The organism is Pantoea septica, from assembly GCF_002095575.1.
In the GTDB taxonomy this organism is placed as follows: Bacteria; Pseudomonadota; Gammaproteobacteria; order Enterobacterales; family Enterobacteriaceae; genus Pantoea; species Pantoea septica.
In genome coordinates this window covers 1-14,993 of sequence record NZ_MLJJ01000059.1, presented here as the reverse complement: position 1 = coordinate 14,993, position 14,993 = coordinate 1, and the positions used below count along the sequence as shown (strand labels likewise).

Here is a 14,993-nt window from a genome sequence, read left to right as displayed (position 1 = left end):
AGGCATTGCGAAAGCGCTTATGGCTGGCTTGGTTGACAGAATAGCGAATCAGGATACGTCAAACAGCGATTTTTCATCTATGCGGAAGTCCTGCAGGCCGTGGTGGCTGTTCTGATCTCCTGCCTGGATGAGGACAGAAAGAAGCATGTCCGGCAAAGCATTAGTGAAGTTCTGGCCGATACGCAGCCTGAAGACTTCAGACGTATGGAAGACTGGGAAAAGCTGAAGCAGGCTATCTTTCAGTTGATCGACAGGCCGCTCAACCTTCCGATGAATTAAGAAGTTTTTTCTCTCCTTCGGACTGAGCCCCCCCTTCGCCCGAATAGCCAGTATTTTCCTTTCCCTTTTGTCTGTGCGTGCAGACAACGCTCTGGTGTGGGGCAGCCCGGACGTCACAATTACTGAATTTTTCGCTCAGAAATAAGCGCTTTTTACTGAGCCAGCTCTGTACGCACGGTTTTTACCCGGCTAGCAGAAAGCCGGCCTGCTTTTGAATACTCCTCTTAAAAAGCGGGTCGAGCCGAAATTTAAAAATTTACCCACCCCAGCGCAGCTGGTGTGCATTTTATACAACTCACCTGTTTTCAACACCTGCGGTTATGGTCGAGAGACGGTATAAAAAGAAGCCTCCGAGGGAGCAAATCCTGAATAACATAACGCCCTCAGAGGCAGTGCAAAGCACTGTTCGTTACAGAGTTACTGGTGTTTCCCAAAAGAAGTTATACAAAAGCCATTAGAGCGTACAGAGTTGCTTTTAACAAAATATGTGGTCTTAGCTGTATTTGAAATGAAATTTCTATTTCCATTAAATCAGCCACTTAAAATTAATTTTCCTCTGGGATGGCCATGATTACTGAAGCCTGTGTTTCGGGTACCTGTCATGTTTGATGCTGCCAGGCAGAAATATGCCGGTGTAAATCATCAGGCCAGTTTAAGTTCGGATTATTCTCAAATAAAAAATACATAGCCTGAAGCCGGCTCATTAAATCCTGTTTCGCTTATATTTGTTATCAACGCCGGGTATATCATCCGACGTTTACCTGAATAAAAATATTGCTATTAATCGAGGTAAACATGAGCGAACGCCGTGGTGGTAAAGGTAATTTTGCTGAAAACCCTGAGCGTGCTGCTGAAGCTGGACGGAGAGGCGGACAGGTCAGCGGTGGTAACTTCTGTAACAGCCCTGACAGAGCAGTAGAAGCCGGCCGGAAGGGCGGAAAAATCAGTCGAAGAGGTAAAAAATAAAAAAAGCGGCATGGGCGCTGTCCTGCAGTTGGCCCCCGTGCCGTTCTGTATTTAATATTTCCACTCATTTCGCGCTCAGGAACCGATCGGGCGCACAGATACCGGCTAAATATCTGCTCTCGTTAATTCCGGCCAGTCTGCATCGGCTGACGGATATCAGCAATAAAGCACAATTCTTCTCTCACAAATTTTTTTCAGCCGCTTATGCTTGAAATTATTGTATCCATCACTTTAACTAAGCGCCAGTCGCGATAACTGGATATAAAAAGTACTTACAGCCTCTCGCTGTCTACCACGTTGCCCGCCATTCTTCCTCGACTGGCGGGCTTTTTTATGGGAGCGGAATGCCTGAGAAATGCCTTTGCCAGAATCGCACAGCCTGTTCGCCATAAGACCCCAGCCAGAAGGCCTGAAACGCGCCCTCGCGGTCCGGCGGAGCTTCGCGGCAATGCCGGTTAGCGCACCAGGGATGACGACCTGGCCGCGCCGGGAAGCCGGAGAGAGCTGTCAGAATGTTGATACTGATGCCAGAAGCCAACACGGTAAAAGCGTCCCGTGCAGGCAGGCTTTTGGCAGCCTCAGTTTCGCCATTCATAGAGTGATCAATACCATTACATCTGCGGATTTTATTGCCGATGACGGTCAGCAGTCACTGACTGAAGCAAAGACAAGATGAACCAAATTAATCAGGTGATGTTGTCGCAACAAAGAAACGCATAAAATTTTGTCGCAGCCTTCGGGGATAATAACAGAGCGCCAGACAGGCCAGCCACGGAGATACAATCAGCAGTGCGCGCTCTCCAGCGCTGAGTTTCCTGAACTACTCACAGTCACTGCAACTGTCATCAAATCAGAAGGCTTACTCTTTGCTGAGGTGAGCGCGGTAGTACCTGCGTAACCTCTTCACTGATATCACCCTGCTGTTTGTCATCGAAACCTCTTTCAAGGTAATCCTGTGACGGTTTTAACCCGACGGTCTGCCTACGGTCAGCGTTAGTGCGCTGTTCATAAGGAAGGGTCATATAAAGCCGTAATGAACTGACGCTCTGCCACTGATTTTGCGGTTCCGGTAACTTTTTTTGTCTTTATCCTGAATACCTGCCAGGCTCTTCCATCAAACTATTTCACAACGGAGTCTCCTGATGGGACGAGTTAAGATTCGGTGCCCATCCTGTGGAACGCGCCGATTTCAGTTCACTCTTAAAAATGATGAAAAAAAAACTCCTCACGGAGCTGTCTGCTGTGGCTGTGGTGAGCAGCTGAAAGTTGAGAATGTGTATAAGCTGTTTCTCGTCATCAGTAATAATGGCGACCAGCATAAACGACCTGCTCCCCGTTAGGAATATACCATGATGTTAGTAATGTCTTCATTAGCGACTGTAAGAACAATCGCGGACTTCCACTCCTCGCTCATAGCGGACCTTTTCCAGTCTTAGCCTGTAACCTTGCAACCTGCTAATTTGCCTTTCACTTTCATTTGAGGCTACAGGACTGAATTACGCGGCCAGATTCAGGGTTGACCTTGCCGTTGCCATCAGACCCCAGCCGCCAGGCCCGGAACCCTGTGCGGTCCGGCGGAGCTTACCGGCTCTGCCGGTTTGCGCGCCAGGGCTGACGACCCGGCCACGCCTGGGAGCCAGAGGGGGCCATCAGCTGTTTATGCCTTTGACCTTCAGGGGATGAAACCCGGCAAGGTAGCTGCAACTCAGCGAACAGAAAAAGTGGATAGAAGGCAAGGATACATGCAGGGCAACGAGATTTTTACTGCTTAATCAGAAAATTATGTCTTGAGTCAATGCGATGGTTTTTTATCATTTCTCTGAAAAAAACGGCCCTCTCAGGGCCGGAATTTGGTGGCAGCGTCTCTTTTGTTTTTGTACTGTCTTCACATCCCGGTACTCCTCTTCATTGCCACAAGCACAAGCGGCTAAAAATAAATTTATTTACGCTTAGCCCACATATTCGTTAAACAGCCACCAGTTCTTTAGTTCATGCATATACAGTTGAAGCCCCGGCAGAAAACCTGAGGTCACTATATCTGAACGTCCCGATCCAGATTATATAGAACCGGTGCCTGATGATGCTGAAAGCCCGGCTTACCGTAATGAAGACGATGAGGAAGAAGAACACGACAAAACAGATGACAAAAATCTTTTCCATGAAGATGTCCATTTCTCGAATCCAGCGAAAGATATCTAAAACCGCCTCCGGGCGGTTTTTTACTGACGTCTGTAATGCCAGTGAGGCCCGGGTCATACTTCGCGTTGAAAAAAACGCGGCATCAGACGGGAAACATAAAAACAAAATCACCAGGCGGTATGAAAACTGCCGACAGCCGTTTTACATATTTTCTTTAAAGACTAAATAAAACGGCTGTTGTTTCAGTTAAACGGCACGGCGTATTGCCGGGCCAGCCCTCAGCGACCAGGTCTTTTGTGAGCAGTGAACGTGCGAGTGATAACCCCCTTGCAGGGGTTGACCTTGCCGCTACTATCAGACCACAGCCGGGAGGACCGAAACGCCACGTGGTCCGGCGGAGCTTACCGGCTCTGCCAGTTAGCGCACCAGGACTGACGACACGGAAACGCCGGGGAGCCAGAGAGGCCAGTAGAGTGTTGATTTTTGTGTTCGCTATGTGCCAGAAGCGGATATCGGCAAGAAATGCACTACGATGATATGTGTACAGCTGTGCCGAAAGAATCCGTATCCCAGGCGCATCAGACTGCAACGAACGGATCAGAGAAAGGCGTTATCTGATTATGTCTTCGGTTATATTATGTGACCGGGTTGTTTCTCTTTCAGTCTTATGTTTTTACAGCCAGGCTAATAATATTGTTTGCATCATTCTTTCCCGGTCCCGGATACGTTTGCGCCCGCGGCGGATAAAAACCAACCTGCTGACAGCACTCAGAATAAGTTTTAGTTAAAATAAACGCAGCACCGCTTTTGTTGTGCTCAGGTCCGCCCGGGCTTACCGGTAAAATAAAAACGCAGCTCCAGCTGTGTGATTCAGTAAAGCAGATAGATGTTTTCGCCTCCCCCGGTCCGCCGGGGATTTTTTATATGTCTCTGTTGTCCGGGGGGCAGGACCGCTGATTACTGCTACCTTTTCCAGATAACCCCCTGTTTTCCGGAGTAAGACCTTGCCCTTAACCCGTATCAGGAAAACGGAACGTTCCGTGCTCCTGTTCCTGCTTTTCATCAGCGTTTTTATCGTAACGGCGTGCAGCTGGGCGCTATGGCAGTCCTGGCAGGACCGGCTGGCAGACGCTGCCGTTCAGGCCCGCAATCAGGCCCTGTCCCTGTCCCGCCAGGCGCAGGATACATTTCTGCAGGTCAGCATTGCTCTGGATGAAATCGCCCGCAAGGCCGATGATGTCTATGCCCGGCCTGAAGCTTACAGTGGCAAACGCGGGCTGCTGGCCGCACAGTCGGTTTCCCTGCCTCAGCTGGAAGGCCTGTTTGTGTATGACGCCGAGGGTAACTGGCTGGCCACCTCTCTGGACCAGCGTTCTCCACACATGAACAACGCAGACCGGGACTATTTTATCCGGCACCGGGAATATGCCGATGAAGGTGTTCATATCGGACAGGTCATCCGCAGCCGCAGCTCGGGAGAGCTGATTATTCCGGTCTCCCGGCGCCTGAATGATGCTGAGGGTCATTTTCGGGGCGTGGTGCTCGGCACCGTTAAGGTAGGCTATTTCCGGCAGTTCTACGGCTGGTATGAACAGAGCCCGAGGGACATGCTGGCCCTGATGAACATGGAAGGTATTTTGCTGTATTCCCGGCCCTTTCCGGACAGCGACATAAACCGCAGCCTTTCATCCAGCCCCCTCTTCACTACCCTGCTCAGGGAATCCCGTATCGGCAGTGATACCTGGGACAGCCGCATGGACGGGCAGAGGCGCCTGTTCGGCTATGCCCGCCTGGAGCGCTATCCGCTGGTTGTGGCGGTGGGTTATGAAACCCGGATGCTTCGCGATGCCTGGTGGCGGAATAATATCACCGGTATCAGTGTGAATATTTTTACGTGGCTGCTGGTTCTGCTGTTCGGCTTTCTGGTGCTTCGCCAGTTGCACGCCACCCTGCGCAGCCAGCAGGACCTGCTGCGTGCCCGGGATGAGCTGACGCGGCTCAACAGTACGCTCAGCGACCTGGCCATGCTCGACGGCCTGACGAACCTCGGTAACCGGCGGCAGTTTGATTTTTACCTGGAGAAAAGCCTGAGCGCTGCCCGGGGTCCGGTATCCCTGGTTATGTTTGATGTGGATTACTTCAAACGCTACAACGATACGTATGGTCATATCGCCGGCGACAGCTGTCTCAAGAAAGTGGCTGCTGTGCTGAAACATCTTCCGCTGCGCAGCACTGATCGGGTGGCGCGGTATGGTGGGGAAGAGTTTGCCATTATCCTGCCGGGCACCAGTGCCCGGGACGCCGAGAAAGTGGCCCACCGGGCACTGGAAGCCATTCGCCGGGCAGCCCTGCCGCATGAAGCCACCGAACTGCCGGAGCGGATTGTCACCCTGAGCGCCGGCATCAGCGCCTCTGTAGCGGTTGACACCCCGGAGTCCCTGAAACTTGCCGCTGACGGCGCACTTTACGCCGCCAAACAGGCGGGGCGTAACTGCATTTCGGGTACGCAGGGCATTTGTCTGCTCTGACTGAAAACATAACGTCAGGTGTTTTTTGAGGCCTTCACCGATTAAGTATATGAATATTTTGATAAATGTTCTCATCGCAGAAAATGCGCGCCATTCCACGGGGGCAGGTAAGTTTTTATTCCGGGTCGGCCTGTGCCGACCTGATTTTTTCGCTTTACGGCCGGGCACAAAGAGCCTGTGTGGTAACAGCGCTTTTGGTCGTAAACGGTACGGGCAGGCAAACGTCACCGGAAAGAGCTATCCCCTGCGCTAAAAAATCAGCTCCTGTGCTTATCTGGGCTGACGGGCACCCGAAAATGTACTGTAACAGCGGATGCGCTATTACCGGCTCTGCCGGTTAGCTGAGCGGAGCTTGACAACCCGGTAATGCCGGGGAATCGAAGGAGGCCATCAGCTGTTGATAACAGCGTCCGCTATGTGCCAGAGGCGGACCGTGGTGTTATCGATAGCCACAAAGATGCTCTGCAAGCCAGTCATATGAAATGCTGAAAAAGTATTAACGCATACCAGAATTGCATAACAAGTAATTTCTTCCATGCTTAATACGTAAACTAAGCAAAGGAGAAATCATGTTAGACGAATACAAAAAATGTATCGAAGCCTGCTATTTGTGCGCAGCTGCATGTGACAACTGTGCAGCTTCATGTCTTGAAGAAAAGAACCTTGAGATGATGCGCGAGTGCATAAAACTGGATATGCAGTGTGCGAATCTTTGCCGGCTTGCAGCTCAATTCATGACACTTAATAGCGAATCTGCTCAGGATCTTTGTCGGCTTTGCGCTGATGTTTGTCAGAAGTGCGGCGATGAGTGTGGAAAGCATGAACATGACCATTGCCAGGATTGCTCCAGAGCTTGTCATCACTGCGCCGAACAGTGCAGAAAGATGTCCGCCTGAAAAGTAATTTAAGTGACCACACCCGCTTTGGCGGGTTTTCTATTCCCTCCAATAAGCCGCAGAAGAGGAGATGGATAAGTTTAGGGGGACAGGGGGAAAAGGATTTATCTGAGAGTACCAGCCTTAATGACAAGATGTGGGAAAAATTACTTTAATGACTTAACGTCCGCTTCTCGCTCAAAGCGGACTATGTGTCCGTGTTATGTCGCCAAGTGCCAGAAACTGAATTAGCAAATCACACGTCAGCTAACTGCTTAAATGACTTATTGGCTATGGATATGTTTTTTAACTGATTGTCATTCACTCGCGTGCATGTCCATGCAACCGCACAGGGATAAAATGGAGCTTTTTTACGCGAAGGGGAGGGGTAAAGGTGCCGGAAACTGCCCGGACGCGCCGGGATCACGCTGAGGGCCTCTCAAGGATGCGGGCATGAACCCTTATGTGGCTGGCAGGGTTTGCCCGGCACCATAAAGAAGAGACTGATTACTAAATTCTCTCTACACACCCCGATAATGTAATGTAAAGCTCAACACCAGGGCTTTATCACAATGAAAAACTGATTTCTGGCGGCGCTACGGCACCTTTTTTGCCTGCGTCACAAGTTACTGCCAAAAACCCACCGGTAAAACAATCTCTCCTATGGTTTAAGGTCGGTGCTTAACATGAAGCGGGGGTGCTATGGCAGTATATCGTGGTGGAGCCGGAAACTTTGCGGAAAATCCGGAGTGGGCTGCAGAACTCGGACGGAAAGGCGGCCGTATGAGCGGAGGAAACTTCAGAAATAGCCCTGAGCGAGCAGTTGAAGCAGGAAGAAAAGGGAGCCAAATCAGCCGGAGAGGCCCTTCTAACCGCCAGGTTCGGTGAAACATGGTGACGAAGCCCGCCTCTGGCGGGCTTTCTAATGTCATGCATACATCGTTATGTTAAAAGAGAGTTTCCAGGCACCCGGGGGAAAGCTACATCTGACGGCAGACTTGCACGATGGCGCTTTTCTTTCCAGGCTTTCAGGGTGCTGATCCATGCTGGTTTCGGCACATTGGCCGTAAATTATGAACATGATTTGTTGTTCAGCCCGCTAAAGAAAGATGGCGGGTCTTTTACTTGTGGTTGCGGGCAGCCAGCCTGACGTTTTCCCGGCTGGCTGAAAAAAAACCGAAGCCTGACCGGAAGCGCCGGGACGGTAAATCGGACAGTGAAATGCGCGTCAGGAAAGGCCGCTGCTCACTGTAATATGCACCTGTATTAGTGCTGTTTTTCTCTAGAGTTAAGAGAGTCAACTCCTGCTGGTTTCAGCCCGGACAAACCATCTTGAATCTTCTCTCAGGGTCAAAATGGCGGTTTTTTGTATGTTTCGCATATTCGCCAGCGCTAAATTCTTCATAATCCTGCCCGATAATCACACTGCCCATGCCCGGGAAATTAAACAATTAATAGCTTTTTACGGCTTCCTTTTTACGGGTGCTTTTTCATCTGGCAGCTGCGCTTTTCCGTACGGGAAGGTGAAAAAAGCTCACGGAGCCGGCCATATCCGGTGGCGGGCACCCTTCCTGCTTCCGCCCCGGCGTCTTGAAGTTGGAGGAAAATAAAATCTGTGAAGCAGAAAAACAGGAGATCAGGGCGTTACTCAGGAAGGTCATTCTGAAACTGATTGAGAACGGGGGCAACAAGCAGATCCAGGACATCATCTGTTCGCTGTATAGCTTGAGCATGCGTACTGACGATCCTGTTATCCGCCGACACTGCCAGAAGGCCATACGGATGCTGGCCAGAAAAATGCCTTGATCTGCACAATGCTGCGTCTGCGACTATGGTTTTCTCTTTGATGCCTTCTGTTAGGCAGATACAAGCCATTTTATTTAAAAAGCTTAATCCATTATAGAACTTAAATATTTTTCATCTGTCGAATCAGTTACAGAGATATTCCTCTGTAACGAATTTTCCCCGCCCTGAGCGGGTTTTTTTTGTCCTGAAAACGGATGCGTAGCCTGAAGGTATGAAGCGAATCCACCACAACTATTCGGCACTAAGGCGTAAAAAGCTCTCTGCATGTTTTTGTCATGGACTTACCGGAAACATCTTTTGGGTTACCTTCTTCGCGGCAGTTCTTGACCGCACTGTTATGTTAAAAGAGAGTGTTCAGGCAGTTGTACCTGAAACCTGACGGCGCAGAAATGAGAACGCAAAAGCGATCCATGGGATATGTGGCTATGTGGTTGATGACTATGACCGCGAGATTGAGTATTACGCCGACAAGATGGGTTTTTCCCTGGTTGAGGACACACCGCAGCCAGGTAAACGCCGGGTTGTCGTTACACCTAACTTGGAGAGCCACTGTAATCTTCTCCTGACCCACACTTCAAACGAGAGGCAGGAAGATTTTATTGGCAATCAGTGTGGTGGGCGGGTATTCCTGTTCCTGCAGACCGAGACTTCCGGCGTGGCTACACCGCTATGAAAACAAAGGGCGTTCACCGCTGTCAGAAGCCGTGTGAGGGGGAGTATGGGGGGCGCTGTGTTTTATGACATTTATGGCAACCGCTGGGATCTCCACCAGAGCGCTCAGCTCTGATAGCTATGCGACTGCGCACGTCCGGTGCGTGGCCGGGATGCTATATTCAACGTAGTGGACATTTTCAGTCATCATGAGTGAAACGTCTGCTACCCGCTCATACCGGATTCTGCAACTGCGACAGTCCGCTATGTGCAGAAGCGGGCGTTGTTAACATCTTGCTATAGTCAATTATAGGGAGCAGCCCAAACTGGCTATCCTGGAGCGCGATTTGATCCCGCTGCTTAAGAATAATCTGTAAAATTAACAACCTGGTAAGAAAGTATAAAGTAAATGTACGGCTTGCTAGCTGATGCCAAAATGTTTTTGTTAATGTCTTTCTTCACTAATATAAACCAGGGCGCTCATGCTCAAGGCGCCCGGAGGGAAACATGCGTTCTGTTATAACTGGAGCACTAATTGCAATCACGAGCGGGCTCATGGGAGCTGCGCTTTGTAATAATCATGCTTTTTTCAAAAGCCTGACTGATCATCCTGCCAGTGTTTCAAACGATCAGTCCGCTGGCTTCTGGATTACACCGGCCGTGAAGGGTTATGGCGAAATCCACTATGAACGCAGTGCTGCCTTCCAGCCCACCCCAGACCTGAGCAATAAAATCGTTTTCAAGGTGGGGCAGGCCGGAGACAACACATCATTGCCGAATCCGGCCCTGGAAAAAGTCGCGCAGGTGGTTAATCTCTATGTTGCAGCCGGGGTTCCCACCAACAAACTCAGATTTGTCGTTGCGGTGAACGGTGGCGCAACGCCGGCGATGCTTGATAACGTGCATTATCAAAAAATATATGGCACTGACAACCCAAACCTTAAGCTCATTTCGGCCCTTCAGAGCCAGGGAGTCAAAGTGAGCATATGCGATCAGGCTATCGCCTGGCATCATTATAAAAAGAACTGGATCGCTGGCTCGGTTATACATACGCCTTCCGCTCTGACCACAATAACAACCTTACAGAACAGGGGTTATGCCTTCCTGGAAATGTAAAGCGGATTGGCAGGCCTTGTTGAATAAATGGAAGGTAGCCTTATTGCACCTTTCGTCAGATAATTTTCTTAAACCACCTTACACATGCTCAAAGCCTTACTGATATGCAATAAGCCGCTTTTATGTCAGTGATATTACTTCAGTAACACCGCTCCATGTCGCGCCTATAGTAGAAAAGTTATTGACTCCAGCTCAGGTCGGAAACATCAGCAGTCGTGATGAGGTAAAACGCTTTCCCGCCGGCGGACTCAAACAGGCTGGCAGCTTTTTTAATATCATCAACATGAACGGCAAAATGCTGGATGCGGTAACCGCTCAGGGGACCGAAGCCTGCCTTGCTCTCACAGAAAGAAGGCAGCGACTGCAAGCGTCAGGGAGAAAGATGCCTGGCGGAACATTACCCGCGACGTGGTAAAAGCAGGTGCAACTCCGAGTCGCATTCGCTGCACTTCCAGTGCTGATGCTGTCAGCATGCGGCGGCAGTCCTTCGAGGTAGCTAATAACATTACAGCGTTTGGTTAATCTCTTCAGTAAACTCAGCCAGGCGGGAAAGGTCAGCGATGCCGATTTCCCATCAGACATGAAAGATGAACAGCGCGTCAGAATGCTTCGGCTCAATGTTTAACGGTGGTGGGCATGGTACATGGAGGCAAATCAGTTACTCTTCACAGTACAAAAGTTGATTTAAAACTGGTCTCGTAAGTTTAAGTAGACTAGGGTTCAGGCGGAAAACAGCTGATAATTGAGGTCGTTTTGTTTACAGTGGAGCTGGATACTGTAGTTTATGCTTTTCAGATAAGGCAGCTTGCTGCAAGGCATCAGTCCGGAGAGGATTTGAGGCAGATCAAGAACCTGGTGGATGATGTCATAAGGTCTATGGAGGTAAATCTTAAGTATCATTATCATTATCATTATCATTATCAGAATCGCTTACACCTGAAGATGTGGTCCGAACTCTTCAAAAACCTCAATACCTTTACGAATAAATGTTCAGATCCTGACTGGATGACTGTCATCGCCTATGCCAGACGGCAGGTGAGCCGCAAAAAGGGCGCCGCAAAGGCCAGGCTCAAGTAAATACAGACCTCGGCTCGGTCATTGTATTTGATAACCCGATACAGGTTTACCGCCTGGCTTTATTAAAAAGGTCGGCCGGCCGGACACTTCAGGCACGCTAAGGCGCTGAAGCTGCGCCGAACCTGCCGCTAAAAGCATGGAAAACCCTTAACAGGTTTTGAGGTTTGATCAATTCCTGAACCTGATGAAAAAAATAAGAGTGCAATATGGGAAAATATTTTTATCTTTCAAGGCAATTCGAAGTCACGGGTGCTTTGTTTGTACATACAGCTGGGTGTAAATCACTGCCTGGCGTTGAAAATCGCGTTTTTTTGGGCACTTTTTACCATACCCGGGACGCAATGAAGGTAGCGAAATCCAGGGATGCTGAGGCGAGGCCTTGTCCTAGATGCTTTACTTCCCTCTATAAAACATGAATCTGCTGACTACGATCTAATCGGGATAACACCACGCAATCATCTTTGAGCTTTGGAAGAGGGCAGACAGAAATAAATTTCTTATTCTTAAGCGGATCAGAATGTACTTTCTTTCCCGCTCCGGTCAGGCATTTTGCAAAAGAAAAGAGAATGCAGTTTATTCCGAGCATAAGCGTTTCCGTTTTTCATCTGCAGCATAAACCGCGTATTTCCGGACGCTTATGAACATGGTGAACATGTCATTCATAAACGTGACGTTTTTAACAGGCTTTGTTGTGTGCATTCATTTTTTGCATGGCCTGAAATCAGGCTGCCTCTGCAAACGGTAAGAAAGGTACGCTGCCCAGTTTCATGTGCCCTGCGTAAGTTTTCAGAAAAGCCGTTCCTGTACCTCCTGGCAACGACAGGAAAACCTTGTCAGATGGAAAAGGGACAGCAGAACAAAGCGCTGGGCGGCAGTCAGCGCCCTGTCCCGGTTACAGGGCAATAACCTTTTCGGTAACGCTCAGGCACCTTTTCCTGGGATGATTTACGGATTACAGGTGAACGCCACCTGTGGTAAACGCTTCACTGAAGATCCTCTCCGGTGGGATCCCCAGACGGAGCAGGGCCTGGTATTGCTCCTGCATAAAAGGTACCGGCCCGCAAAGGTAATAGTCAGCCTCTTTCGGTAAACAGGCAGCAGGCATTTCATCCAGCTTAAGACGTCCTTGCATGTGGTAGTTTTTGCCGGCAACCTCACCTTCTTTGACATTTTCATAAGCGATAAACAGATGAAGATTTCTGTTCCGGCGCGCTAAATTCTCCAGCTCTTCACGCAGGGCATGGGCCTCTGAACTGCGGGCCGCATGGATAAAATAAATATCTTTTTTGCCCTCTGACTGCTTTTCCGTGATGGCAGAGTCGCCTGTACCGGCAGCAGAAGATAAATTTGGGTCCGCATGTTCTGCAAGCAGGTGGTTTACCATTGATATCATTGGGGTCAGTCCGACGCCTGCGCTGATAAGAACATTCGTATTATCCGGGTTCAGAAGGTAAAAGTTTCCGGTCGGGGCGCTGAGTTCAACGATGTCACCTTCCTGAACAGCATTATGCAGCGTTGAAGAGACGTAACCGGGATCCTGCCCTTCGATACGGGGATCTTCGCGTTTTACGGATATACGCAGATAATTATCAGCAGGACTGCTCGAAAGACTGTACTGGCGGGGTTGTCTAATCCCCAAGGCAGGTACCATAACCCGGAGCGTGATATACTGGCCCGGTTTATAAGGAGGCAGCGCCTGTCTGTCCTTGGGGACAAGATAAAATGATGTAATTTCGGCACTTTCCATGACTTTTCTATCCACAATAAAATCACGCCAGCCAACCCAGCTGCCGCTGGTGTTTTTATGCTCCTCATACAGTTGTTTCTCCGTCGCGATAAAAATATCAGCCAGCTGCTGATACGCTTCCGCCCAGGCCCTGATTAATTCATCATCCATGGAGATATTAAGCACTTCACTGATGGAATGGAGCAGATTTTCGCCAACAGTATCATAATCAGGAGTCTGTATATTCAAACTGACGTGCTTATGGCAGATAAGCTCAATAACCGGTGCCAGCACACCGGGATTATCAATGTTTTCAGCATACGCCAGCACTGCGCCAGCCAGCGCTTTGGCCTGAGCACCGCTTCGCTGATGCCCCATATTAAACATTTCTTTCAGGTCAGGGTTGTTTTTTAACATTCTCTTGTAAAAATAATCGGTCAGCGCCACTCCGTTTTCTTTCAGAACGGGGACTGTAGCTTTAACCTGTTCTTTTTGTTTTTCACTTAACATATTAACCTCACAATGCCTTCATGCTGCCGTAACGAATAAACTGAACCCAGAGTTTAGTATGGCCGAGTCAGGCCTTTCCACCCTTAAGCATAATCACAGACAGCCAATAAACACATTCTCACCTGAATTTATTCTTCTTTTTTAGCCGAATATGCCATTGCTCTGGCCATTCTGTTGCCGCTTTTCCATAAAGAAAGCAGGTTAATAAGCGAGACGACAATATATTTGCCGATCCGTCTGTATTTAGCGTTTCGCTTTAAAAATTTGCACAATTTCTCGTTTTGTCTATTCTTGTTAACGGAGTGGCGGCGGGCAGAATGAAGCAACGTTCAGCAGCCCCGACACGGTAATTAAAGCTAATTTTTTCTACAATGAGAGGTATTTATGGCTGAACATCGTGGTGGTTCCGGTAATTTTGCAGAAAACCCTGAGAAAGCGTCTGAGGCTGGTAAAAAAGGCGGTCATAACAGCGGCGGCAACTTCGCTAATGACCGTGAAAAAGCGTCCGAAGCCGGTAAAAAAGGCGGCGAGCACAGCCATGGCGGCGCTCGTAAAGAAAAATGACAGCAGGATGTTACCTGATGAATAACAGCCCTTCAGGGATGATTTTTTATTTCAGAATGACTGTTATTCAATGTGCTGAAAGCACCGGGAGGCAGGGTGAATAATAAGTAATATTTCTGCCCTGCCGCATAGGTTTTTAACGTTCAACTGCTCCAGATTTATATTCGTCAAAAAAGAATCTGATTAACACATCTTCTGTCCCCCTGATAACTTTTAGTATTGAAGGTTAACCTTTCTGCTTATGTTTTCATTTGACTGGCATCGTTTTTTACTTAATGACCTTAATTTTTCTTTTCTGGGCGAGGTTGCCTTCAGGGTACTGATTGCCTACGTCATTGTATTCAGCTTCCTGAAAATTTCTGGCCGTCGCGGCATACGTCAGCTTTCCTTGTTTGAGTTGGTTATTATCCTGACGCTGGGGTCGGCGTCGGGGGAAGTGACGTTCTATGATGACGTGCCCGTCCTGCCGGTTATTATGGTTTTTATCGTTCTGCTTTTACTGTACCGGTTTACTACTTTTATGACGTCGTGCAGCCCTCGCTTTTCACGTCTGATTGAGGGCGATGTTGTGACCCTGATTAAAGACGGGCTGTATGAACTTGAAAGCCTCGACAGACATGGTGATGCTGCCAACTTACTGATTTAGTGTATGATGGTGTTTTTGAGGTGCTCCAGTGGCTTCTGTTTCTATCAGCTGTCCCTCCTGTTCAGCTACTGACGGGGTGGTGCGTAACGGTAAAAGTACTGCCGGACATC

The 14,993-nt window shown here is 49.0% G+C and carries 11 protein-coding genes and 1 pseudogene; 11 read left to right on the top strand and 1 reads right to left on the bottom strand.

Features of this window, described 5'->3' with window-relative positions; genetic code table 11:
• Window positions 1–102 precede the first annotated feature (102 nt).
• The 8 genes and pseudogenes from HA46_RS21105 to HA46_RS19895 all read left to right on the top strand — a co-directional run bounded on the left by HA46_RS21105 (window position 103) and on the right by HA46_RS19895 (window position 11,437).
• Window positions 103–279: a hypothetical protein gene (locus tag HA46_RS21105; RefSeq protein ID WP_158086855.1), complete on the top strand. Its 177-nt coding sequence runs from the start codon at window positions 103–105 to the stop codon at window positions 277–279.
• Window positions 280–1,074: 795 nt separating this feature from the next.
• Window positions 1,075–1,245: a con-10 family general stress protein gene (locus HA46_RS19945; protein WP_084886334.1), complete on the top strand. Its 171-nt coding sequence runs from the start codon at window positions 1,075–1,077 to the stop codon at window positions 1,243–1,245.
• A 3,143-nt stretch (window positions 1,246–4,388) separates the two neighbouring features.
• Window positions 4,389–5,912 (top strand): sensor domain-containing diguanylate cyclase, encoded by a 1,524-nt coding sequence (locus HA46_RS19930; protein ID WP_244277556.1) that lies wholly within the window; start codon window positions 4,389–4,391, stop codon window positions 5,910–5,912.
• Window positions 5,913–6,481: 569 nt separating this feature from the next.
• Window positions 6,482–6,808, top strand: a complete 327-nt coding sequence (locus HA46_RS19925; protein ID WP_075203187.1) for a four-helix bundle copper-binding protein — start codon at window positions 6,482–6,484, stop codon at window positions 6,806–6,808.
• Between the two features lie 681 nt (window positions 6,809–7,489).
• Window positions 7,490–7,675, top strand: coding sequence for a con-10 family general stress protein (locus tag HA46_RS19920; protein ID WP_075203188.1), 186 nt, complete (start codon window positions 7,490–7,492; stop codon window positions 7,673–7,675).
• 1,307 nt (window positions 7,676–8,982) lie between these two features.
• A pseudogene (locus tag HA46_RS21400) lies at window positions 8,983–9,380 on the top strand (VOC family protein).
• Window positions 9,381–9,751: 371 nt separating this feature from the next.
• Window positions 9,752–10,360: a DsrE family protein gene (locus HA46_RS19905; protein ID WP_048783021.1), complete on the top strand. Its 609-nt coding sequence runs from the start codon at window positions 9,752–9,754 to the stop codon at window positions 10,358–10,360.
• Between the two features lie 753 nt (window positions 10,361–11,113).
• Entirely contained in the window at window positions 11,114–11,437 is a 324-nt protein-coding gene (locus tag HA46_RS19895; protein ID WP_084886318.1) for a hypothetical protein, read from the top strand.
• A gap of 952 nt (window positions 11,438–12,389) precedes the next feature.
• On the opposite strand, the gene HA46_RS19890 is transcribed toward HA46_RS19895, so the two are convergent.
• Window positions 12,390–13,673, bottom strand: coding sequence for a globin domain-containing protein (locus HA46_RS19890; RefSeq protein ID WP_084886315.1), 1,284 nt, complete (start codon window positions 13,671–13,673; stop codon window positions 12,390–12,392).
• A 384-nt stretch (window positions 13,674–14,057) separates the two neighbouring features.
• Here HA46_RS19890 and HA46_RS19885 point away from each other — a divergent pair, with 384 nt between their 5' ends.
• The 3 genes from HA46_RS19885 to HA46_RS19875 form a co-directional block, all read left to right on the top strand.
• Entirely contained in the window at window positions 14,058–14,237 is a 180-nt protein-coding gene (locus tag HA46_RS19885) for a con-10 family general stress protein (RefSeq protein WP_084886311.1), read from the top strand.
• 241 nt (window positions 14,238–14,478) lie between these two features.
• The gene (locus HA46_RS19880) at window positions 14,479–14,883 is read left to right on the top strand and encodes a DUF421 domain-containing protein (RefSeq protein ID WP_244277555.1); all 405 of its coding nucleotides are present in this window, start codon (window positions 14,479–14,481) and stop codon (window positions 14,881–14,883) included.
• A 28-nt stretch (window positions 14,884–14,911) separates the two neighbouring features.
• Window positions 14,912–14,993: IS1 family transposase (locus HA46_RS19875; RefSeq protein WP_001672765.1), on the top strand; the 82-nt coding region annotated here is incomplete at its 3' end.